This window comes from Methylothermaceae bacteria B42 (genome assembly GCA_001566965.1).
Classification (GTDB): Bacteria; Pseudomonadota; Gammaproteobacteria; order Methylococcales; family Methylothermaceae; genus Methylohalobius.
Genome location: LSNW01000004.1, coordinates 17,858 through 41,799, shown reverse-complemented (window position 1 = coordinate 41,799; position 23,942 = coordinate 17,858). Strand labels below are relative to the sequence as shown.

The 23,942-nt window shown below is 48.7% G+C and carries 21 protein-coding genes and 1 pseudogene; 15 read left to right on the top strand and 7 right to left on the bottom strand.

Going from position 1 to position 23,942, the window contains the following annotated elements:
- The first annotated feature begins 78 nt into the window (after positions 1-78).
- A complete protein-coding gene (locus AXA67_03000) occupies positions 79-297 on the top strand; it encodes a translation initiation factor IF-1 (GenBank protein ID KXJ41997.1) in 219 nt (72 codons plus the stop codon).
- 15 nt (positions 298-312) lie between these two features.
- Here the strand turns inward: AXA67_03000 and clpA are convergent, their stop codons facing one another.
- From clpA to AXA67_02980, 4 genes are all read right to left on the bottom strand, one after another.
- Positions 313-2,589 carry an ATP-dependent Clp protease ATP-binding subunit ClpA gene (gene clpA, locus AXA67_02995; GenBank protein ID KXJ41951.1) on the bottom strand — a complete coding sequence of 759 codons (2,277 nt, stop codon included), beginning with the start codon at positions 2,587-2,589 and terminating at the stop codon, positions 313-315.
- Between the two features lie 12 nt (positions 2,590-2,601).
- Complete coding sequence (gene clpS, locus AXA67_02990; protein KXJ41996.1) at positions 2,602-2,925, bottom strand: ATP-dependent Clp protease adaptor ClpS; 324 nt, start codon at positions 2,923-2,925, stop codon at positions 2,602-2,604.
- Between the two features lie 90 nt (positions 2,926-3,015).
- On the bottom strand, positions 3,016-3,786 hold the full coding sequence (locus tag AXA67_02985; protein KXJ41950.1) for an elongation factor-1 alpha: 771 nt from the start codon (positions 3,784-3,786) through the stop codon (positions 3,016-3,018).
- A gap of 22 nt (positions 3,787-3,808) precedes the next feature.
- Entirely contained in the window at positions 3,809-3,988 is a 180-nt protein-coding gene (locus AXA67_02980) for a hypothetical protein (protein KXJ41949.1), read from the bottom strand.
- A 77-nt stretch (positions 3,989-4,065) separates the two neighbouring features.
- Between AXA67_02980 and AXA67_02975 the strand changes: the two genes are divergently transcribed.
- From AXA67_02975 to AXA67_02955, 5 genes are all read left to right on the top strand, one after another.
- Positions 4,066-4,518, top strand: a complete 453-nt coding sequence (locus tag AXA67_02975; GenBank protein ID KXJ41948.1) for an NUDIX hydrolase — start codon at positions 4,066-4,068, stop codon at positions 4,516-4,518.
- Positions 4,515-5,630, top strand: a complete 1,116-nt coding sequence (mnmA, locus tag AXA67_02970) for a tRNA 2-thiouridine(34) synthase MnmA (protein ID KXJ41947.1) — start codon at positions 4,515-4,517, stop codon at positions 5,628-5,630. Before AXA67_02975 ends, mnmA begins: the two co-directional genes overlap by 4 nt.
- 48 nt (positions 5,631-5,678) lie before the next feature.
- The gene (locus AXA67_02965) at positions 5,679-7,040 is read left to right on the top strand and encodes an adenylosuccinate lyase (GenBank protein KXJ41946.1); all 1,362 of its coding nucleotides are present in this window, start codon (positions 5,679-5,681) and stop codon (positions 7,038-7,040) included.
- A gap of 182 nt (positions 7,041-7,222) precedes the next feature.
- Positions 7,223-8,452: a hypothetical protein gene (locus AXA67_02960; protein KXJ41945.1), complete on the top strand. Its 1,230-nt coding sequence runs from the start codon at positions 7,223-7,225 to the stop codon at positions 8,450-8,452.
- 157 nt (positions 8,453-8,609) lie between these two features.
- Positions 8,610-9,884, top strand: a complete 1,275-nt coding sequence (locus tag AXA67_02955; GenBank protein KXJ41995.1) for a tRNA (N(6)-L-threonylcarbamoyladenosine(37)-C(2))-methylthiotransferase MtaB — start codon at positions 8,610-8,612, stop codon at positions 9,882-9,884.
- 5 nt (positions 9,885-9,889) lie between these two features.
- Here AXA67_02955 and AXA67_02950 read toward each other — a convergent pair whose 3' ends face one another.
- Positions 9,890-10,633 carry a hypothetical protein gene (locus AXA67_02950; protein KXJ41944.1) on the bottom strand — a complete coding sequence of 248 codons (744 nt, stop codon included), beginning with the start codon at positions 10,631-10,633 and terminating at the stop codon, positions 9,890-9,892.
- Between the two features lie 365 nt (positions 10,634-10,998).
- Positions 10,999-11,685, bottom strand: a complete 687-nt coding sequence (locus AXA67_02945) for a hypothetical protein (GenBank protein ID KXJ41943.1) — start codon at positions 11,683-11,685, stop codon at positions 10,999-11,001.
- A 307-nt stretch (positions 11,686-11,992) separates the two neighbouring features.
- Between AXA67_02945 and AXA67_02940 the strand changes: the two genes are divergently transcribed.
- The 7 genes from AXA67_02940 (at position 11,993) to AXA67_02910 (ending at position 20,464) form a co-directional block, all read left to right on the top strand.
- The gene (locus tag AXA67_02940; protein KXJ41942.1) at positions 11,993-12,973 is read left to right on the top strand and encodes a hypothetical protein; all 981 of its coding nucleotides are present in this window, start codon (positions 11,993-11,995) and stop codon (positions 12,971-12,973) included.
- 341 nt (positions 12,974-13,314) lie between these two features.
- A complete protein-coding gene (locus AXA67_02935; GenBank protein KXJ41941.1) occupies positions 13,315-14,766 on the top strand; it encodes a hypothetical protein in 1,452 nt (483 codons plus the stop codon).
- A 101-nt stretch (positions 14,767-14,867) separates the two neighbouring features.
- Entirely contained in the window at positions 14,868-15,926 is a 1,059-nt protein-coding gene (locus tag AXA67_02930; GenBank protein KXJ41940.1) for a hypothetical protein, read from the top strand.
- A gap of 26 nt (positions 15,927-15,952) precedes the next feature.
- Complete coding sequence (gene gyrB, locus AXA67_02925) at positions 15,953-18,379, top strand: DNA gyrase subunit B (protein KXJ41939.1); 2,427 nt, start codon at positions 15,953-15,955, stop codon at positions 18,377-18,379.
- A 5-nt stretch (positions 18,380-18,384) separates the two neighbouring features.
- On the top strand, positions 18,385-19,182 hold the full coding sequence (locus tag AXA67_02920; GenBank protein KXJ41938.1) for a prolipoprotein diacylglyceryl transferase: 798 nt from the start codon (positions 18,385-18,387) through the stop codon (positions 19,180-19,182).
- 2 nt (positions 19,183-19,184) lie between these two features.
- Positions 19,185-19,979 (top strand): thymidylate synthase, encoded by a 795-nt coding sequence (locus tag AXA67_02915; GenBank protein ID KXJ41937.1) that lies wholly within the window; start codon positions 19,185-19,187, stop codon positions 19,977-19,979.
- Positions 19,979-20,464, top strand: coding sequence for a hypothetical protein (locus AXA67_02910; GenBank protein KXJ41936.1), 486 nt, complete (start codon positions 19,979-19,981; stop codon positions 20,462-20,464). The genes AXA67_02915 and AXA67_02910 overlap by 1 nt, the downstream gene beginning before the upstream one ends.
- Positions 20,465-20,508: 44 nt before the next feature.
- Here AXA67_02910 and AXA67_02905 read toward each other — a convergent pair whose 3' ends face one another.
- Positions 20,509-21,327 (bottom strand): diadenosine tetraphosphatase, encoded by an 819-nt coding sequence (locus AXA67_02905; GenBank protein ID KXJ41935.1) that lies wholly within the window; start codon positions 21,325-21,327, stop codon positions 20,509-20,511.
- Positions 21,328-21,854: 527 nt separating this feature from the next.
- Here AXA67_02905 and AXA67_02900 point away from each other — a divergent pair.
- Both AXA67_02900 and AXA67_02895 read left to right on the top strand, forming a co-directional pair.
- Positions 21,855-22,298: pseudogene (locus AXA67_02900) on the top strand (hypothetical protein).
- A gap of 210 nt (positions 22,299-22,508) precedes the next feature.
- On the top strand, positions 22,509-23,879 hold the full coding sequence (locus AXA67_02895; GenBank protein KXJ41934.1) for a UDP-N-acetylmuramate:L-alanyl-gamma-D-glutamyl-meso-diaminopimelate ligase: 1,371 nt from the start codon (positions 22,509-22,511) through the stop codon (positions 23,877-23,879).
- Positions 23,880-23,942 lie beyond the last annotated feature (63 nt).

Here is a 23,942-nt window from a genome sequence, read left to right as displayed (position 1 = left end):
ACTCGGTGGTAGTTCGGTATCAGTGCTTATGGTATGATTCCGACTTTCTCAATGGATCTTTACAAAGAAACCGAATTTATGGCAAAAGAAGACGTCATCGAAATGGAAGGCACCGTCATAGAGACGCTTCCCAATACAATGTTCCGGGTCAAGCTTGACAACGGCCATGTAATCACCGCTCATATCTCCGGCAAGATGCGCAAACATTATATTCGCATCCTCACCGGTGACCGGGTCAAGGTAGAAATGACCCCCTACGACTTAAGCAAGGGTCGAATCACCTTTCGCCTCAAATAACTACCCCTGCGTCATTTACGCAGGGGCCACCGGCTTTTTATCGTCAATCGAGAACTGCAATCTGCCATCCTGTAGAAAGAACTTCACATGCCCGCCTTCGGTTAGCCGGCCGAAAAGCAAGTCTTCCGCCAGGGGCTTTTTAACAAATTCTTGAATTACCCTGGCCATGGGTCGCGCTCCCATTTGCGGGTCGTAGCCTTTTTCCGCCAACCATTCCCGCGCTTGGGGCGTTAGCTGCAAGGTCACTCCCCGATCAGCTAATTGGGATTCCAGTTCGAATATAAACTTGTCCACTACCTGGCCGATAATATCCCGCGACAGGGGATTGAACTGAACCACGGCATCCAGCCGGTTCCTGAACTCGGGGGTAAAGGTTTTTTCGATCACTTTCATGCTATCGGTGCTGTGATCCTGGGCGGTAAACCCAATGGACGCGCGGCTCGATTCGGAGGCCCCGGCGTTGGTGGTCATCACCAAAATAATGTTGCGGAAATCCGCCTTGCGTCCATTGTTATCGGTAAGGGTGCCGTGATCCATCACTTGCAGCAGTAAATTGAAGACATCGGGGTGGGCTTTTTCAATTTCATCCAACAGCAGAACGGCGTGGGGATGTTTATTGACTTCTTCCGTTAATAAGCCGCCCTGATCATAACCAACATAGCCAGGAGGCGCGCCGATCAGGCGGGAGACAGTGTGTCTTTCCATATATTCGGACATATCAAATCTAATCAGCTCCACCCCTAATAACTTGGCCAGCTGGCGAGTGACTTCGGTTTTGCCAACCCCTGTTGGCCCTGCTAGTAAAAATGCACCGATGGGCTTACGTTCCGTGGACAAGCCGGCCCGGGCTAATTTGATCGCGGCAGACAAGGTGGCAATGGCTTGATCCTGCCCATAAACCAGCATCTTGAGGTTTTTCTCTAAATCTTTAAGCTTGTCCTTGTCGCTGGCAGAAACCGTTCTTGGCGGAATACGCGCGATTTTTGCGACAATGTGCTCTATTTCTTCAATGTCGATAACTTCCCGGCGCTCTTGTTCCTGCATCAAGCGTTGACGCGCACCTGCTTCATCAATGACATCGATGGCCTTGTCTGGCAGATGGCGGTCGGTAATATAGCGAGCCGATAGTTCGGCTGCTGTTTTTAATGCCGCTTCGGTATATTTGACGGCGTGATGTTCTTCAAACCGGGTTTTGAGCCCTTTGAGGATTTCAAAGGTTTCATCCACACTAGGCTCGTGAACATCAATTTTTTGAAAGCGGCGAGCCAAAGCGCGATCTTTTTCGAAAATACCGCGGTATTCCTGATAAGTGGTGGAACCAATGCAGCGTAGCTCTCCTGAAGCCAACACCGGCTTGATCAGGTTGGAGGCATCCATCACGCCGCCGGACGCAGAACCGGCGCCGATGATGGTATGAATTTCATCAATAAAAAGAATGGCCTCAGGTTGCTTTTTAAGTTGCGCCAGTAATGCCTTCAGACGTTTCTCGAAATCCCCTCGGTATTTCGTCCCCGCTACCAATGCGCCAAGATCCAAAGCATAGATCACAGCATTGGTTAATACTTCCGGGACTTCTTCCTCGACAATTTTTTTGGCCAACCCTTCTGCAATGGCAGTTTTACCAACGCCTGCCTCACCTACCAGCAAAGGATTGTTTTTGCGCCGCCGGCATAAGACCTGAATGGTGCGCTCTATTTCCAAATCACGACCAATCAAGGGGTCAATCCGCCCTTCCCGGGCAGCTTCATTCAAGTTGGTGGCATACATTTCCAGCGGATTGCTGGAAGAATTACTGTTGGGGCTGTCTTCTGCAGCTTCGCTCATATCCTGAGTGTGGGCATCATTTTCCGATTCGTCCTTAACTTTGGAAATGCCATGGGCGATGAAGTTCACTACATCCAGGCGAGTAATATCTTGTTTATGCAGTAAGTACACGGCATGGGAGTCTTGTTCGCTAAAAATGGCCACCAGAATATTGGCGCCGGTAACTTCTTTTTTACCAGACGACTGCACATGAAACACTGCCCGCTGCAAGACACGCTGAAAGCCCAAGGTAGGCTGTGTTTCCCGATTGATCCCCGGCGGAATCAATGGGGTGGTTTCATCAAGGAACTGATAAAGCTCGCGCCGCAGTTGTTCTACATTGCCACCACAAGCCTTGAGCACTTCAACGGCGGAACTATTGTCCAACATCGCCAGCAACAGATGCTCGACCGTGATGTACTCGTGACGTTTGTCGTGTGCGTGTTTAAACGCTGAATTTAAAGATTGCTCCAATTCTTTGCTTAGCATGTCGCCTGTTACCTATACCTCTTCCATTGTGCACAACAGCGGATGCTGATGGCGCCTGGAATATTCATTAACTTGGTTAACCTTGGTTTCTGCCACATCCTTGGAGAACACGCCGCATACCCCTACGCCGCGCGTATGGACGTGCAACATTACCTGTGTCGCTTTCTCTTCACTCATCGCGAAAAACTGCATCAGCACCTCGACGACAAAGTCCATGGGTGTAAAGTCGTCATTTAACAAGATTACTCTAAACAGCGGCGGTTGTTTGAGTTTTGGCTTGGCTTCCTGTACCGCAGTACCGCCGTCATTTGCCTTGTCGTCATTATATTGCGACATGGCTCGATGTGCTATGACTTGTTTCAGAAAATGCTTTTTATCCACCACTTGTCACAACTTTCCGTTAAGACCCTCGATTTTATCCCAGGTTCAGTCTTTGCGGCGCATATACGCCGTCAAGGATTCTGTTTTGATTTTATTTCTCATTCTGTCGTGGATGGGGAGAATCCACATTTCATACATGGAGATAATCCACATAAAAACGAAAGACATCGCCATGCCGGCGCCGCCTGCAATGACAAGCCAGGCAAAATGGGGGCTGAGCTTGGTCAGCCACCATGAGGCGATATCGAGTATTTGAAACAAAAACGGCATGACCACGGCAATCGCCTTTAACGGTTCGGGCACGCCTGCGGCAAAACAAAAAATAATGCCCACAAACATGAAAATAAAAGCAATGCCAAACAAATGGATATGGCTGACTCGCACGAGGGATTGCAAGGTGATGCCCGTATCAGTTTCCGCGCGTTTGCGCAACTCGTCAAATTTAGTGAAATCAGGTATGGGTGCACCGGCATGATGGCAGGCAACGCAGCGCTTTTCGATGATTGGCTTGATTTTCTCTTGGTAAACTTTGGGCTTGGCGCCTTCACGCACCCATTGGATGATTGCAAAACGTTCCTCAGCCGGGGCGTAGGGTTTCATGGGGCCGTTAAGCATGGTCTCCAGTTTAGATCCTGAGCGGTTACCATAATAACTATATACGATATCCGAGATTGAGAGCCCAAATTTGCTGTCCGCAAGGCCATGAGTAAATAAGATTTGCAGTAAAGCAATAAAATACCCAATGGAAATAATAATCAAATAGGATGAGAACAACACTTTGACCGAAAACGGCAAGTTTTTGAGTTGATAGGTCATTACAGCTCCTGCAGGTGGATCTTCAACAAAGCAAAGCCATTATTTTCTTTACCATGCATTTTGGCAAGGTTGGTTTGCGATTGAGGAATCTCTGATTTTTTTCAGAGATTCCTGCGGCACAGGGATGTGGCGCCAAAATCAATTGCATCAAGCAATTGATTTTGTGCAAAAAACGAAAAGCAATCTTTTCGTTTTTTTGCACGCTGAAAATTCACGGATGAATTATTCAGCGTTTCGATGAAGTAAAATAGCCATTTAAAATAGCATCATTAGTTTGCGATGATTTGGAAACCTAATGTTACCGTTGCTGCCGTTATTGAACGGGAAGGTCGTTATTTGATGGTGGAAGAAGTCATAGGTGGCAAACATGTCTTTAACCAGCCGGCAGGGCATTTGGAACCTGGTGAATCGTTGATCCAGGCAATTACCAGAGAAGTGCTTGAAGAAACCGGGCGCGACTTTGAGCCCCGGTGGTTAATCGCTGTTTCCCTGTGGCAAGCCAGCTACCAAGAAAAGACTTTTCTGCGTTTTACTTTTACTGGCAAAGTATCCGACAAACACACAAACCTCGCCTTGGATGAAGAAATCATCGCTACGCATTGGCTGACACGCCAGGCGTTGGAAGAAAGACAATCCTCCTTGCGCAGCCCTTTGGTACTTGAAACTATCGCTAGTTACGAAAGCGGCCAGCGATACCCATTAACGTTATTGCAATCTTTTTTACCCCAATGAGCAAAATAATTGTCGGCATGTCAGGAGGTGTTGACTCTTCTGTCACTGCCTGGAAATTACTGGAACAAGGCCATAAAGTCAGCGGACTGTTCATGAAGAACTGGGACGAGGACGATGGCACCAAATATTGCACTGCCTTGCAGGATCTGGAAGACGCCCAACAAGTCTGCGACCGGCTCGGCATAGAACTGGCGACGGTCAACTTCGCCGCCGAATACTGGGACGAGGTTTTTTCTCATTTCCTGGCCGAATACCGCGCGGGGAGAACGCCCAACCCCGACATCTTGTGCAATAAACATATCAAGTTCAAAGCTTTCCTGGATTATGCGCTTGATCTAGGCGCTGAATATATCGCTACTGGCCATTACGCTCGGGTTCGCCGCCGCTTCGGCCGGTTTGAACTTCTCAGAGGCGTTGATGGCAATAAAGATCAGAGCTATTTTCTCTATGCCATCGGTCAAGAAGCCTTATCGCGAACCCTGTTTCCCCTCGGGGATCTTGAAAAAGCAGAAGTGCGCGCCATTGCCAAGCGCTGCGGATTCCCCAACCACAGTAAGAAAGACAGCACCGGGATTTGCTTCATCGGCGAACGCAAATTCCGGGACTTTTTGCGGCGCTATCTTCCGGCTCGGCCTGGCCTCATTGAAACCCCGGATGGCGAAGTCATTGGCGAACATTTAGGACTGATGTATTACACATTAGGTCAACGCCAAGGGTTGGGCATTGGTGGACGGGCTGGGGCCAACCAAGAACCTTGGTATCTCATTGGCAAGGACTTGCAGCGCAATGTATTGATTGTCGGCCAAGGGCATGATCACCCGATGTTATTCCATAACGAATTGGAGGTCGGGCAACTGGAATGGTTAAGCGGCGTGGAGCCTTCTCTGCCTTTGGCATGCACGGCCAAAATCCGTTACCGGCAAAAGGATCAACCCTGTAAGGTCCTTTATGATGAGGACAATCGTTGCCGGATAGTTTTTGACCAACCCCAACGCGCCATCACGCCAGGACAATCCATTGTCTTTTATGATGGCGAAGTCTGTCTGGGCGGCGGTGTCATCGAATCGGTTGTTTGCAAAGAAAAGCAAGCGCTTTCGACATTAGAAGCTTAGGCATTTTCTTCTCCAAAAAATCTGAGCAATTTATTTCAAAGGAAATCAATGAAACCACTGACTGCAATTTCTCCTCTCGATGGCCGTTATGCCGATAAAAATGACGTTCTACGGCCAATTTTCAGCGAATACGGCTTGATTCGCTATCGGGTGCTTGTGGAAGTCCGCTGGCTGGAGGCTTTGGCAAATGAGCCAGCCATTGCTGAAGTGCCGCCGCTTTCACCGCAAGCCAAGCACTTTCTCGAAGAAATACTGCTGGATTTCTCTGAAGCAGACGCTGCCCAAATCAAGCAAATAGAGCGGACCACCAATCACGACGTCAAGGCAGTTGAATATTTTCTTAAAGAAAAAGTCAATCGGCAGCCGGAACTGGCAAAAATTTCTGAATTTATTCATTTCGCCTGTACCTCTGAAGATATCAATAACCTGGCCTATGGACTGATGCTCAAAACAGGAAGGGAAGAAACCCTGCTGCCCTTGGTTGACGAGCTTATCGAGGAAACGCGCCGATTGGCCCATCTCGCCGCTGCGATTCCCATGCTGTCGCGCACCCACGGCCAACCCGCTAGCCCAACCACCTTGGGGAAAGAAATAGCCAATGTCATCTATCGTTTGCAGCGCCAGCGCAAGCAATTGGCCGATGTGGCAATCCTGGGCAAAATCAACGGCGCGGTGGGCAATTACAATGCCCATGCCGTCGCTTATCCCGATATTGACTGGCCACTTTTTTCAAAACGATTTGTTGAAGACTTGGGGCTGAGCTGGAATCCTTATACCACGCAAATCGAACCTCACGATTATCTGGCGGAATTTTTCGATTGCCTGAGTCGTTTCAATACCATTCTCATCGATTTCAATCGTGATATTTGGGGTTACATTGCTTTAGGTTATTTCCGCCAAAAAACCGTAGCGGGGGAAGTGGGCTCTTCCACCATGCCTCATAAAGTCAACCCCATTGATTTTGAAAATTCCGAGGGAAACTTGGGACTGGCCAATGCAGTTGCCCGTCATCTGGCGGAGAAGTTGCCTATTTCCCGTTGGCAAAGGGATTTGACTGACTCCACGGTCCTGCGCAACCTGGGAGTGGCTATAGGTTATACCCGAATCGCCCTGCAAAGCACGCTCAAGGGCATGGCCAAGCTGGAAATCGATGGAAATAGGCTCGCCGAAGACCTGGATGCCAACTGGGAGGTCTTGGGGGAAGCTATTCAAACCGTGATGCGCCGTTATGGCATCGAGCAACCTTACGAAAAGTTAAAAGAACTTACCCGGGGACGCCGGATTGACGCTGCGGCGATACAGGAATTTATCGCCGAATTGGATCTTCCTGAACCGGCAAAAAAAAGATTGCTGGCTCTCACGCCCAGCAATTACGTGGGTTATGCAAAAAAATTTGCGGAAGATATCTAATCTGTGAACAAAGTCACAGTTAAATCCCGTCGTTGTGCCAAACTTTAGACCGTGGTTGTTGCGAAGGTGGCGGTGATTCTGCCCTCTACCCCCCTCCTCCCTCCCCGCCATCGGCGGCAACAACCTAACCCCGAGACGTGCCAGGAAGGCATGACTCGGGGTTTTTTTATGGATTGAGCCCTATGTTGAATCTTGTTTGGACCGGCCTGTTCCTGACCGCATTCATCACCGGCTTGATCCAGTTTTTTTTCTTGGGTGATGGCGAGGTATTTAGCCGCATGATCGCCTCCTTATTTAGCATGGCCAAAACCGCCTTTGAAATTTCCCTGGGACTGACCGGTATTTTGGCGCTGTGGCTTGGCATCCTCAGAATTGGCGAACAAGCAGGGTTGGTGACATTGCTGACCCGCGGGTTAACGCCCTTGTTCAAACGCCTGTTGCCCGATGTGCCCTCCGATCACCCGGCGCTGGGCGCCATTACCATGAACATGGCCGCCAACGCTCTTGGCCTGGATAATGCCGCCACGCCATTGGGCATTCAGGCCATGCGCTCACTGCAATCCCTAAATCCTCATCCACAAGCTTTGAGCAACGCCCAAATATTGTTTTTAGTGATCAACACTTCGGCAGTCACCTTAATTCCAGTGACTGTCTTCACTTATCGCGCGCAATTGGGGGCCGCCAATCCCACCGACGTGTTTTTGCCCATTTTGCTGGCAACCTACTGCTCCACACTGGCAGGCTTGCTGGCAGTCATGATGGCGCAAAAAATCCGTTGGTGGGACCCGGTAATTGTGGCGTATTTCCTTGGGTTCAGCGGAATAATCCTGGGGATGGCGTTATGGCTGTCCCATCTCGATCAGGACACCATGCAAAAACAATCCACTTTGATTGGCCACAGCTTGCTCTTGGGAATTATCGCGCTCTTTTTGATCGCCGCCCTATGGAAAAATGTGAATGCTTATGAAGCTTTCATCGAAGGCGCTAAAGAAGGTTTTCAGACTGCCGTGACCATTATTCCCTATTTGGTGGCCATGCTCGCCGCCATTGGTCTGCTGCGAGCCAGTGGCGCCATGGACTTGGTAACCCACGGATTGCGTGATATGTTGCTCTCCCATTCACTGGATGCCCGCTTCGTGGATACGCTTCCCACCGCCTTGATGAAACCTTTTAGCGGCAGTGGTGCCCGGGCCATGATGATTGACGCCATGCGAACTCATGGTCCCGACTCCCTGCCGGGGCGCATTGCCTCTATCATGCAAGGCAGTACGGAAACCACTTTTTATGTGTTGTCGGTCTATTGCGGCGCGGTGGGAATCAAAAACGTCCGTCATGCGCTGGCTTGCAGTTTGTTGGCAGATGTTGCAGGATTAACGGCCGCCGTTTTGATTGGCTATTGGTTCTTTGGATAAATTTTTCCATGGCAATAACGAGTTGGCAGCTTGATATCCTGAGGTGAACTGGTCGGAATAGCCGCCATCAAGGCTCCACGGCTGGATTCACGGTCCCCCACGGACTGAATGCCGGAACGCCATGGTTGCGAAAAATTCATAGGCAATAATTATTATGATGCAGGTCGCTTTTGAAACCTTAGGCTGCCGCCTGAATGAAGCCGAATCAGAAGCCTGGGCCCGGCACTTCCAGTCCGCCGGTAGCCAAATCGTGCCCGCCAATCAAGCGGATCTGGTGATTGTCAATACCTGCGCCGTGACCAGCGAGGCGGTGCGAAAGTCCCGTCAGCTTATCCGCCGTATGCAACGGCAAAACCCCGCGGCAAAAGTGGTGGTCAGCGGCTGTTACGCAACGTTGCATCCTGATCAGGCAGCCCGGGAACTGGGCGTCGATTTGGTGGTGCTGAATCGGGATAAGGAACAATTGGTAACGCTAGCCCAATCGCTTATTGAAAGTAACGAAGTCGCAGTGCCACAAGCAGATATGCCAGCGCCCTTTATACGCACTCGGCAAAGAGCCTTTATCAAAGTCCAGGATGGCTGCCGGCACCGCTGCACCTTTTGCATTGTCACCATTGCCCGCGGAGAGGAACGCAGCCGCCCGATCGAGGCTATTGTTGATGAAGTCTGTGCTCTGCATGCCCAAGGCTTTCATGAAATTGTGATTACCGGGGTGCATTTGGGAGGCTACGGCAGTGATCTTAGATGCTCTCTTGGAGACCTGCTCCATGCGCTCCTGGAAAGAACGGATATTCCCAGAATCCGTCTGGGCTCTTTAGAACCGTGGGAGCTTTCTGAAGGTTTTTTCGAGCTTTTTCAAAACCCCAGACTAATGCCCCACCTGCACCTTCCATTGCAAAGCGGCTCAGACGCCATTCTAAAACGCATGGGGCGTCGTTGCCGGCGCGAAGATTTTTTTAAGCTGGTTGAAACGGCGCATCGTTTTGTGCCTGACATCAATCTAACCACTGACATTATTGTGGGCTTTCCCGGTGAAAGCGAAGAAGACTTTTACCTGACCAAAACCATGGTCCAGGAGATTGGTTTTTCCCATGTTCACATATTCAGCTATTCGCCCCGCCATGGTACGCCCGCTGCAACCTTTCCCAACCAGGTTCCCGCTGAAATCAAAAAAATCCGCAGTCAAGAATTGCATCAACTTGTAGCCAAGATGCGACACTCAGCGCTTACACAACAAATCGGAAAAACAGCCACGGTTTTATGGGAACAAGTCAAAAAAGAAGGGGGGCTTCATTTTTACGGCTACTCGCCGCATTATCATAAAGCCCGAATAGCCGTATCTGATAACCAAGATTTAACCAATATAATCGCCGAAGTTCGTTTTGTTGGTGTCGATCCCAGCGGTTCCTGCTTATTAAGCGAGCCAGTCTAACAGGACTAACGGCGAGCGCCTGTAAAATAAATGGTTGCGCCGATGACAGCGGCGGGCGGAACCAATATGTTGAGTAACGGAATACCAATGCCCAACATAATCGTTCCTCCCAAACTCAATGTTCCCAACTTGGCCTGGGTAAGAATTTTACGTTGCTCGGGAAACAGCAAACCATGGTTTGCCAGAGGATAAGTCGTGTATTCTAAGGCAAGGAACCAAGCATTGAATAATAACCATAAAAATGGGGCGATTAAATTCACTCCGGGAATGATGGAAAGCAATCCGAGCGGAATCAAACGGATAACAAAATAGCCCAAACGCCTCAATTCCGCGCTCATTTCCCTGATGATGGATTTGAAAAAACTTGCTTCTGGCGGACGCGGAACTGTTCCAGTGATTAATACCTCTGTTTGCCAAGCCAATTTGTCGTAAAAGGGGGAGGCAAGTAAATTGGCCACCAGCGTGAAACTGAAAAAGGTAATCAAGATGAAAATGGCGCCAAACAAAGGCCACAATAACCATTGTAGCCATTCCAACCACGCTGGAATCAGCCAGCCCAGAAAGTCGGCAAAAAAATAGGCCGCCAGGGAAAAAGCACCTGCAAAGAGCAGAAAATTGATTAACAGAGGAATAAGAATATACTTTCGCAATTGAGGATGGCGCAACCACCCGATTCCTTGAGCCAAACACCGGAAAGCATAAACTAGGCTATTCAGCTTCTTGAAATCGTAACTTTCACTATTCGACATAAACGCAAAGTTCCCTAGACAAAATAACTATTGTAATGGCTCTATCTTGTCTGGCACCAGTAAAAGACTGTTTAGCCGGGATTACGTCATAAACAAAGGATAGATTGAATGGGAGGAGGGTTTGATTCGATAGCTTCCCCGGCAGGGAAGTCAGCGTGGAGCCTACAGGGGCAAGTAGGACCGAAGGTCCAATGGACTTTCGCGGTCGGACAAGCGTCCGAACAGGGATGTTAAGGCGGGATTTTCTCGCACCGCAGGATTACGCAGCACGAAAACATTCTCGGCGTTTTTGAAGCAAGCCACCTGCCCCTTCTTGAATAGATGACAGAACCCTGACTGTTTAGCTTGTCATTTGCAAGTGAATTTCAAGCAGCCTTGCTTTGCCAGGTGGAGCTTTCCATCAATTTTGAGTAGGTCACCAATGTATTTTTTCTGGAAAACATTTGATGGACCTTGGGAGAACGCTGCGCGATACCTTTAAAAGCAGTTGCCAAAGTAGCCAGATATGGATAACGAATGCCGCGATGCTCGCAGGGATCACCGATGATATCCATATGCATGCCCATGTTGCCGACAACACGCATAATCGAACGGCGGCACAAAAACAACCAATAATCTATGCCATTTTGCTCGCTATATTCCTTAACCGCGCGTATAAGACCCAACAGCACTTCTGGCTCACTGATTTTTTCTTGAGCCTGGCTTGTGCCGCGGCGAAACGATTTCAAAATCGACAAACGGGATAATTCGGCAAAAACCATGCCCTCTTTACTCCACCCATCCAGGGAATATTCTGTCAATTTCGAGATAGGCAAATCTTCGGGCTTATCTATAACCAAGCGAGCCGCGGCTACCCACTCTCCAGATTGTTTGTCTTGGATGATGAAATGAACGGATTGATTGTCGTATTCGTCTATTTCCTGCTGGTCGTCAAAAATCTCTGCGGGTTCAAACTTTTTTTCCAGACAATATACTTGATAACGTAAATGATAATGAATAGATTTGCTTTCTTCAGTATCGGCTATCACTGCTTGATAACGTGAATCAAACATCGTCGAGCCTCCCTTAATAACCTTTTTGCTTAACATTGCATGAACCAATGCAGTTTGCATGCCAATATTTTGGCGCCAGCTATAGCTAGGGATTACAGCCCATAACAGATAATTTTTTGGTAATCTTGACGCCAAAAGGTGACGCGTACCAACGTAAAAAATATAAACGATTGATTTTTAAGGTAATTTAGCGTCGCCAAAAAACGACAGTCAACAAAGTAGAATTTCCAATTATGTCAGGAAACTGACGCGCCCGTAAGATATTATTTATATTCATAATTCTCAATGAAGTAGCGACAACCCCAACATGAGAGTCATAGAGATCACGCAACCAGGCGGCCCTGATGTTTTACAGCTGGCCCAGCGGCCACCCCCTAAACCCAAGCACGATGAGGTTTTGATCAAGGTTGCCGCGGCCGGGGTTAATCGGCCGGATATATTGCAACGGATGGGGCGATACCCCCCGCCCCCGGGCGCTTCTGAAATTCCAGGGCTGGAAATAGCAGGCGAGATCATGGCTGTTGGTAGTGGCGTCCATACCTGGCAAGCCGGGGATAAGGTTTGCGCACTGGTGACAGGGGGTGGTTATGCTGAATACTGCGTCGCTGCCGCACCTTTGTGTTTGCCGATCCCGCATTCGCTGGATTTGATCCAGGCGGCAGCGCTACCCGAGGCGTGCTTTACCGTTTGGGCCAATTTGTTTGAGCTGGGAAAGCTCGGCTTGGGGGAGCGCCTGCTAATTCACGGGGGCACTAGCGGAATTGGCACTATGGCGATTCAATTAGCCAAGGCGCTTCGAAAAGCCCAAATTTTTTCTACTTGCGGCAGTGACAAAAAATGTCAGTTTTGCGAACAATTAGGGGTATTTGAAGCGATCAATTACCGCTGTGCGGATTTTGCCCAACGGATTGATGAATTAACCCAAGGCGATGGGGTTGATGTGATATTGGATATTATTGGTGGTCCATACTTACAATCCCATTTTAAAATTTTGGCCAAGCATGGGCGCTTAGTGATTATCGGGCTACAAGGAGGTACAAAAAGCGAAATCAATCTATTGCCTATCCTGGTCAAACATCTGACTATAACAGGCTCCACCTTGAGGCCCCGCAGTGTCTCTGAAAAAGCGACTATTGCAACATCGCTACGCGAACAGGTGTGGCCGTTGTTAGAAAAGGCGGAAGTCAAGCCCATCATCCATGCTACATTTCCCCTGGAAAAAGCGGCTGATGCCCATCGAATGATGGAATCAAGTGAACATATAGGGAAAATCCTGCTACTTCCCTGACTTAAATTGGGCATCTTATCTATCATTTTTAAACAGCCAAGCCTATACAAGCATGTTGGGCATATTCAAAAACGGTGCTTTGTTGGCTATTTTTGCCACGGAAAGCTATATTTAAAGACTGAAAGTCACTTTTTACCTAAATTGTGCAAGTGATTCGAGCACCGAGGGTGTCAGGCAAGGCAGCAAGCCAATTTTCGCGCAGGCGTGGCAGCGCTACTTCGAGCATAAAATTGGTGCAGCCAACGCAGCATAAAGGCTTGATTTGGCAGCCGAATGCCGAAACACTTTCAGAATTTAGGTTTTAATAATTTCAAAATTCTTTCGGCCAGAGCTGCTCGCCCATGTCTCAATCCCCATTAAACCCACAAGAAGTCCAACAACAACTGACAACGCTCAGCAAAGGACGTACGCATAATTTCGGAAAAAATCTCTATGCAATCTTGCAACAACTCAATGCCGAAGACCACGCTTTTCAGACTACTAACGAGATTTTGGAGCTGCTCCGGGAACCGCTTTTTCAGTGCACCAACTCTCTGGAAAAAGCATTCACCCTGGCAACTTACCCTTTGCCTCCCAATTTCAGGAAGATGGCCAAATTGTGTGTTTTTTTACACTACGAACTGGCACAAGGCTATGAATCTTTGCTAACCCATTCAGAAAATCAAGATTTATCTTTCCAGGCTTCTTTTGCGCAAAAAGCACTGCTTTCCCTGGGGCGTGTGCTACTGCATATGGTGCAAATGGGTGAAGCCGTATCTTCTAGCCTGTGGCGCCGTCATAATGCTGTTTTTCTGCTGGGGAGGCAACAAGATTGGCTGAGGCAAAATGTTCACGATCCCGTGCTAGGAAAGCAAGCCATACTAAGCCCTTTTGATCAATTTAAATGTAACGCCGCTTTTATGGCGCTGTTACCCACCCGTTTTGATCCCTTTTCCGCCCGCCGACTATTCGATTTTGTGCTCCAAAATAACCATTTGATCGATACCAATCCCAAAGACAAGCAAAATGTTTGGACAATAGAGCCGGCACAAAACGAGGGACCAACCCCAAATACCTCTGGCCAACCTGAAGACCCGGCACAGCTGAGATTCTCCTTTCACCCTCCTGAAACCCTGCTCCTGCCACAAGCTATGACTGAACAACTTACCCGTTATGCGGGTGCTCGTGCTTCAATCCAAAACTACCCGATGAAACGCCAGGTGAGGGAGGTGTGGATTGGTTGGCACACCATTGAAAAGGAGCTAGATCGATACCATGGCTCTCGTGAAAACGAAAGTCACTGGCTCCAGGTGCCGGACTTTGAATTAGCTCCTGATGGAAGTGAAATCCCGCATTCGGAGGATTTCCCATCCCCCCTTAACGCTGGTGAAAAAAAGCGCAGAACGTTGGTGAAACGCTGGGTGGAATATTCTTTGCTTTCCAACAAGGAGAATGACTTTGCCTTGCTAGATGCCGATGACAAGCTATTGGAGCGAGGGGATCTGGTGGTTTTAAAAATGCTGGATGAAAGTTTTATCATCGCCGCCGTTCGCTGGATTCAACCCGGCATTCGAATGAACCGGACCTTATATGGCCTGGAATGCTTTTCCGGGAAGATGGAAAAAATGCTGGTACAACTCCCCAAGCAATGGTTGGATATTCCGGGAATATTGATAAAAGAGCGCAAGGAGTTGTTGTTGCCTCCGGTAAAAATCAAACATGCCACGACAATAGAAGTGGGGCAAACCACCTATACGGTAACCAGATTATTGGAATGGGGCACGGATTTTTGTGCCTACCAATTGACCCATTGAGGAAACACTGAATTATTCAGTCTTTCCTTAAAAATTTGGACACAAGCCTATCTGCATTCTAACGCCCCTGAACAAAACTCCAGTTGGGGTATCATACTGGCATGCCCCTGGTTCGACTGGATATCCATTCATTTCGCAATATTCGCTTGGCAACGCTTACAACCGACCCTGGCATTAATTTAATTCTAGGTCCCAATGCAAGCGGCAAAACTTCGTTACTAGAGGCAATTTTCATCCTTGGCCGCGGCCAATCTTTTCGAAGCTCACGCCTGGCGGAAGTGGTTAACAAGGATGCCAAGGACATGATTGTTAGCGGGCACATTAGCCTGAATGGTAGGACTATTCCGGTAGGCATGGGCTTTCATCAAGGTCAAAAACAAATCCGCCTGGCGGGGCGTACCCTCCAATCCCGCGCAGAACTGCTCCAGATCTTTCCGCTACAACTGCTTCAGCCCGATCTATATGACCTGCTGGAAGGCGGCCCCAAAGCGCGAAGACAATTTCTCGACTGGGGCGTATTTTATGCTCAGCCAGAATACTTATCCCTGTGGCGGAGTTACCAAAGGGCATTGGGGCAGCGGAATGCTTTATTGAAGAGCGGCAACCGTTCCACACTGCCATTTTGGACTCAAGAGTTGGCGAAATACGGTAAAATACTCAGTCAACATCGGTTTGATTATCTGACTGTATTGCAAGAGCCCCTTACCATGATGGCCCGGCAACTGGGTTTTGAAGGGGGCTTTGAACTTAAATACCTGCAGGGTTGGCCGCAGGGGAAAGACCTGGAAAGCGCATTGGAAGATGATCTGCAGCGGGATCAAAAGTACGGGTTTACCCATAGTGGGCCGCATCGGGATGATTTCACCATTACCTGGCAGGGACAACCGGTTAAAAATTTCTTTTCTCGGGGGCAAATGAAACTAATCGTCAGCACTTTGGCAATTGTACAAGCCAGCTTGATTCCAATCCCATGCTGTCTCTTGATAGATGATTTTACTTCCGAATTAGATCAAGAAAATCAGGCACTTTTGGCAAATTTGCTCGTCAATTTAAAAGAACAGATTTTTATCACCGCCACCCATTTAACCGCCCTGGACAGTATTGCCAAGCATGCGGGACAGGTATTTCACATTAGCGAAGGCACCATTCAAGGCGCCTGACAAATCAGCATTTTTGGAAACACTTTATGAAGTCAACAGCCGCTCAAACCTACGATAGCTCTAACATTCAAGTCCTCAAAGGGTTGGAGGCAGTCCGTAAACGACCGGGTATGTATATCGGCGACACCGATGACGGAACCGGTTTGCATCACATGGTCTTTGAGGTAGTGGACAATGCCATCGATGAGGCGCTGGCCGGTTACTGCAGCAACATCATTGTAACCATTCACGCTGATGGCTCTGTTTCCGTGGAAGACGATGGCCGGGGCATCCCGGTGGATATTCTGGAAGAAGAAGGACGCTCGGCGGCGGAAGTCATCATGACTGTTCTCCACGCCGGCGGAAAATTTGACGATAATGCCTACAAAGTCTCTGGAGGTCTGCACGGCGTTGGCGTATCCGTGGTCAATGCCCTATCGGAAGAATTGACTTTGGAAATCAAGCGCGATGGCAAATTCTACCGCCAAGTATATCACATGGGGGAACCTGCAACGCCGCTAGAAGAAGTCGGAACCGCCAAAACCACGGGCACCAAAGTACGTTTCAAACCCAGCCCTGAAGTCTTTGGTGACACAGAGTTCCATTACGACATTTTGGCCAAGCGCTTGCGGGAATTATCATTTCTCAATTCAGGCGTTCGTATTGAACTCCATGATGAACGCAATGACCGGGAAGATATTTTTCAATTTGAAGGCGGCATCCAGGCTTTTGTAGAACACCTCGCCCGCAACAAGACCCCGCTGTTTGCCAAGGTATTTTACTGCCAGGGAGAAAAAGAGGGGGTCACCGTGGAAGCGGCCATGGTCTGGACCGATTCCTACCAGGAAAACGTCTTTTGTTACACCAACAATATCCCGCAAAAAGATGGTGGTACCCATTTGGCCGGCTTTCGCGCGGCCTTGACCCGGACCCTGAATCAATATCTCGAGTCTCAAGGACTGATAAAAAAATTCAAGATTCACCCCACCGGGGATGATATCCGGGAAGGTCTGACCGCCGTGTTATCGGTGAAAGTGCCGGACCCGAAATTTTCCTCCCAAACCAAGGAAAAGTTGGTGTCATCGGAAGTCAAGCCGGTGGTTGAAGGGGTGATCGGGGAGAAATTCCAGGAATTTCTATTGGAGAATCCCCAGGCCGCCAAAGCTATTGCCAATAAAGTGGTAGAAGCCGCCAGAGCCCGGGAAGCTGCCCGGCGCGCCAGGGAAATGACCCGGCGCAAAACCGCCCTCGATATGGGTGGCCTGCCGGGCAAGTTAGCCGATTGTCAGGAAAAAGACCCCGCCCACTCTGAACTGTTCATTGTCGAGGGGGATTCCGCCGGCGGCTCCGCCAAACAAGGGCGGGACCGGCGCACCCAGGCCATTCTTCCCCTCAAGGGAAAAATCCTCAACGTGGAACGGGCGCGTTTTGACAAAATGTTGTCCTCCGATGAAATCGCGACGCTGATCACCGCCCTGGGTTGCAGCATCGGCAAGGAAGAATATGATCCCGATAAGCTTCGTTATCATCGCATTATCATCATGACCGACGCGGATGTGGACGGCTCCCACATTCGCACCTTGCTGCTCACCTTTTTTTACCGGCAAATGCCGGAATTGATCGAAAGAGGACATATTTATATTGCCCAGCCGCCGTTGTATAAGGTCAAAAAAGGCAAGCAGGAACATTACGTCAAGGACGATAACGAGCTTCACGAATATTTATTGCAACTGGCGCTCGACAAGGCGGCTTTGTTGCCAGATGAAAAGACGCCACCCATCAAGGGAGCGGGTCTGGAAAAGTTGGTACGGGCCTATCTGGAAGTGCAGGATATCATCCGCCGACACAGTATTCATTACGATGAATCCTTTCTGGAGGCGCTGATATCACAGCCTATATTCGGAGATGAACAGTTGACCGACAAATCAGCGTGCCAGACCTGGTTTGATTTGCTGCAAAATCATTTAAACAAAAATCCCACCAAACCGACTCGCTTTACCATTGATCTTGAGTTTTTTGATGATAACGGCATTGTCTTTAAAGCAGTAGTCACTAAACGGCTGTACGGTGTCAGCAAAAGTTTTGAGGTAAAACCTTCTTTCTTCCAATCGACTGATTACCTCAAACTCGCCCGGTTTGGCGAAGAAACCAATGGTTTGTTTTCTGAAGAGACCGTTCTGCAGACCGGTGAAAAGCAGCGCAAAGCTAGTGACTTTAAGCAGGTGTTCGAGGGACTTATGGAAGAAGCCCGCAAGGGGCAGCAAATCCAACGCTATAAAGGTTTGGGAGAAATGAATCCCGATCAACTCTGGGAAACCACGATGGATGCCAATACCCGGCGCATGCTTCAGGTGAATATCGAAGACGCCATCGCCGCCGACGAGATATTTTCCACCCTCATGGGAGATCAAGTAGAGCCACGGCGGCGCTTCATCGAAGATAATGCCCTGGCAGTGGAAAATCTGGACGTTTAACCCTCATGATTACCTATCCAAACATCGATCCAGTAGCCGTCCAGCTTGGCCCGCTGAAAGTCCATTGGTACGGATTGATGTACGTGATTGGTTTCCTTGGGGCCTGGGTACTGGCGCGCTGGCGCATAAAACGGCTCATGGGATGGACTTCGGAGCAGGTCGATGATCTGATTTTCTACGGTGCTCTGGGAGTGATTCTGGGGGGCAGAATCGGTTACATGCTTTTTTACAACCTGCCAACGCTGGTATCGGATCCCGTCAGTTTTTTTAAAGTATGGGAAGGGGGCATGTCCTTTCACGGCGGGTTAATTGGCGTATTAACAGCGATGTGGCTGTTTGGACGCAAACATCAAAAACGGTTTTTTGAGGTCACCGATTTTATCGCGCCTTTTGTCCCCATTGGATTATTCACCGGCCGGCTCGGAAACTTCATTAACGGTGAGTTGTGGGGGAAGGTGAGTGAAGTTCCCTGGGCCATGGTTTTCCCCGGAGGCGGTCCTTTTCCTCGCCACCCTTCCCAACTCTATGAGGCGTTGCTGGAAGGTTTGGTGTTATTTACCGTGCTTTGGATCTACTCCAGCAAGCCGCGTCCGGAAAAGGCGGTTTCTGGATTATTTTTATTGCTATACGGCGTATTCCGCTTTGCTATCGAATTCGTACGGGAACCAGATGCCCATATCGGCTATTTGGCATTCGGCTGGTTGACCATGGGGCAATTGTTATCCTTTCCCATGATCCTGGCTGGACTGGCTTTGATGCTGCTCGCCTATCGGCGCCTTGCCCCTCTCCATTCTCAAAGCTGATAATGCAAGTCTATCTTGAGTTACTGAATGACATTCTTGAAAACGGTACCCCTAAGGATGACCGGACCGGCACGGGAACACTAAGTGTTTTCGGCCGCCAGCTGCGTTTTGATTTAAGCAAAGGATTCCCGCTCCTAACGACCAAAAAGCTGCACTGGCCTTCCATTGTTCACGAATTACTATGGTTTCTCTCGGGCAGCACCAATGTCGGTTACCTTCGGGAGCACGGCGTAACCATTTGGGACGAGTGGGCCGATAAAAATGGAGAACTGGGCCCGGTGTATGGCCGCCAATGGCGAGCTTGGAAAAACCGCCGGGGGGAAACGATCGATCAATTATCTCAGGTCATTGAAGCCATCAAGCGCACGCCTGATTCCCGCCGTTTATTGGTGAATGCCTGGAATGTGGGTGAGTTGGAGGATATGGCTCTGCCGCCATGTCACTACGCCTATCAATTTTATGTGGCAGGCGGCAAGCTATCTTGTCTATTTAATATGCGCTCGGTTGATGTTTTCCTGGGACTGCCTTTCAATATCGCCAGTTATGCTTTGCTGACGCACATGGTCGCGCAGCAGTGTCACCTGGCGCCGGGGGAAGTGATCTGGAATGGTGGGGATGTGCATCTTTACTCTAATCACCTAAGCCAAGCCCGCCTTCAGTTACAGCGTAAACCCCATGAACCGCCGCAATTGGAAATTGCAAGAACCCCGTCTTCCCTGTTTGAATACCGCTTTGAAGACTTTAAGCTCCATAACTATAATGCCCATCCTCACATTAAAGCCCCAGTGGCGGTGTAATGAAAATATCAATGATTGCCGCCATGGCGAGGAACCGGGTGATTGGGCACCAAGGGGAAATGCCTTGGCACTTATCAGCAGACCTGAAGCGTTTTCGTCAAATTACCTGGGGCAAACCCATTTTGATGGGGCGGAAAACCTTTGAAGCCATTGGTCGCCCACTGCCAGGCAGGCAAAATATCATTGTCACCCGCAATCGCCAGTTTCAGGCACCAAATTGCACCGTTGCAAGTTCCATTGAAATAGGGATATCACTAGCGGAGGGAGACGAGGTTATGGTGATTGGCGGTGCCGAATTATACGAAGCCTTGTTACCGGATGCCGAAACGCTGTACCTGACTTTAATTCATGCGGAATTTCCAGGGGATACTTTTTTCCCCCTTTGGGAACCAGTCCAGTGGCAAGAAATTTCCCGGGAAGACCACCCACCGGATCAAGAAGGCTTCCCGCATCCTTATAGCTTTATCCAACTCGAGAGAGTTTAACCCGAAATTACGCCATCTTCCGGAATGCTGGCGCAATATTCGGGTTACCCCGGCTGCTTATAGCAAGGGCAATCAATGCTCACCCGGTACATCTCCCCATCCAGACGCAGTGCCGTCAACTGCCCTCCCCATAGACATCCAGTATCGATGCCATAACAACCATTTTCTGCCACAAACCCCAAGGTGGACCAATGGCCAAAGATAATTTCCTGGCCTTCGCTCTTCCGACCTGGAACTCTAAACCAAGGTATTAAATGCTCGGGCTGCGAACCCGGGGGTCCTGTATAGTTGAGGGCTAAATTACCGTCCCGGTCACAATAGCGCAGGCGCGTAAAGCAATTGACGATGAAGCGTAGCCGATCCCAACCGGATAGATCGTCGCACCAGCGTGTGGGGGTGTCCCCATACATATGACGGATAAAGTCAGGCATTTCCTCTCCACGCAACACCGCTTCCACTTCTTGGGCACGCTGAGACGCTTCCTTCATGTCCCACTGAGGAGGAAGGCCAGCGTGAATCATGCAGTAACGGCCATCGCAGTGCAATAATGGCCGTTTCTTAAGCCAGTCGATGAGTTCTTGGCGGTCTGGGGCTTCCAAAATGTCAGCAAGTTCTTCTTGGTTTTTATAGGGCTGCCCATAGGCAACCGCTAATAAATGCAAATCATGATTTCCGAGCACCGTCACGGCCCTTTCCCCCAGCGCCTTTACAAAACGTAGTGTTTCCAAGGAATGAGGCCCGCGATTGACTAGGTCACCTGTAAACCATAACGAATCCTGGCTAGGGTCAAAATTAATCTTATCCAGCAGCTTTTGCAGTTCAAAAAAACAACCTTGGATATCTCCAATTGCATAATACGCCATGGTTTGCTCCCACCTAACCGCCAAAGTTAGCAATTAGGGCTTTTAATTATTCCTTCGAGTAAGGGTAATAAATAAGAAATTTTTTAACTTAAGACTCAATGTAATGCAAATATTCGGAATGAAGTAAATGCATTGCGATTTTCGAGAACTCAGTCAAGTTTTTTGTTAGATCAAAAAGCTATAGTTGTTATGACGACGATGAAATGCCAACAACATGAGAGGTCTCGACAATGACAGAACATTTGAAGCTTAAAATTATTGGGGTAGCTACTTTAGCATACACTGCGGGGTTTATGGCAATTGCCGGCATAGGCTATTTATTGGAAGAGTTTATCCATGTCATAACTACACACGAGAGGATAACCCATAGCTAGCCCGGATATTTCCATTTTTGGCGCAGGAAGCATTTGATACATCTTCCTGCGCCTTTAGGTTTTCGCCTACATCCTTCTTAATAGTTATTTCGGCAGCTCACATAAGAATATGCATCAATACTTTTAAGCATGATCTCTGCAAGCAAGCTCTCCATTATCTTCTTTTTCTTGCTGTGTTTTTGCCGGATCGCCCAGGCTTCAGAAGCTATACATGAGCTGTTTACCGCTGCTTGTTTAGGCCGACTGTCAAAAACTGAAGCACTGTTACTCGAAGGCGTTGATGTTAATGGAAAGACAAAAGCGGGACGCACGGCTTTAATGGGCGCCGCCTTTTTTGGTAATACCAAGGTCACTCGATTATTGCTGGGCTTTGGCGCTGATGTGAATGCGGCAGATAATCGCGGGATTACCCCACTCATGGATGCTGTTACCGGAGGGTGGGAAAAAGTTACGCAAATTCTCATCGCTTCTGGAGCGGACATCAATGCCGCGGACAAAACTGGCCAGTCTGTCCTGGCCAAAGCAAAACAGCGCGGCTACAGCAATATCATTCAATTGCTCGAAAGCGCGGGCGCTAAAGACGCTAAACAAGAACAAAACAATCATACAACCCCACCCGAAGATACAAAGGATACCGAATCCAAAACCGCATCAGAAAATGCCGAAGAGAATAACCCCTCTTCGAAACCTGCCAAATCCTAATTGACACGCCCCACGCTATTCGTTGCAATAGTATTTGTTATCTTATTGGGATAATTTTTCCCTAACCATCAACTCTTTTGATACATTCCGGAACCTTATCATTCCATGCATATTCACATTTTAGGTATCTGCGGCACTTTCATGGGCGGCCTTGCGCTATTGGCGAGAGAACTGGGACACCACGTCACTGGCTCTGATAAAAATGTCTACCCTCCCATGAGCACTCAGCTAGAGTACGCAGGGATACAACTGTCGGAATACTCCTCTGAAAACCTCATACCCCGTCCTGATTTGGTGATTATTGGCAATGCTCTGTCCCGAGGCAATCCTGAAGTTGAAGCAGTCTTAAACCAAAATATCCCTTACACTTCAGGTCCTCAATGGCTTGCAGAGACGGCCCTGCAGCCCAGATGGGTGCTTGCGGTGACAGGCACCCATGGCAAGACCACCACTAGCAGCATGCTAGCATGGATATTGGAGGTAGCAGGCAAATCCCCGGGCTTTCTTATTGGTGGAGTTCCATTGAATTTTGGTTGCTCAGCCCGGCTTGGCCAATCACCTTTTTTTGTCATTGAGGCGGACGAATATGACACCGCATTTTTTGATAAACGCTCAAAATTTGTTCACTACCGACCCCGCACGGTGGTATTAAACAACTTGGAATTCGACCATGCGGATATCTTCCCTGACCTAAAGGCAATTCAAACGCAATTCCATCATCTGATCCGAACTATCCCGGGCAATGGCTTGATAGTCGCCCCCAAGGACAACCATAATCTCGAAGAAGTATTCGCCATGGGATGCTGGACACCGACTGAATACACGGCCATTTCTGATCCTTCTTGTCAGTGGCATGCAAAGCTTCTAGAACCAGATGGATCTCATTTCGAAGTCTTTCATCATGAGGATCTATTTGGCGAAATTCAATGGACGCTAACTGGCCGTCATAACGTCTCCAATGCTTTATCTGCTATCGCTGCGGCTGCTCACACCGAAATTCCTCCAGCTCTCATAGTTGATGCTTTATGTCAATTTCAAAATGTCAAGCGGCGCATGGAGCTATTAGCTGTTATCAACGGAATTTCTGTTTATGACGATTTCGCCCATCACCCAACTGCTATTGAAACCACTTTGGAAGGTTTGCGTGCTCAAGTGGGCGAACAGAGAATAATTGCCGTGCTGGAACCCCGTTCTAATACCATGCGCATGGGTATGCACGCAGAGCAGATCCCACAATCCCTTGCTGCAGCTGATATTTCTATCATTTTTGCACCCTCCGATATCCGTTGGACTCCAAGCCTAATTTCCCAGAGAGGTGCTAATTTCAAAATATTTCAATCTTTAAATACCTTGGCAGATGAGCTAACGCATCTGGTACAACCAGGCGATCATTTGATCTTTATGAGCAATGGCGGCTTCGGCGGGATTCACAAACTTGTTATTTCTGCCATCCAATCCAGATTTGACGCTATTTGAATTTAATGTTTCACGTGAAACATTTTTATATTGACAATTAATTTTGGTTCCACGTGGAACATA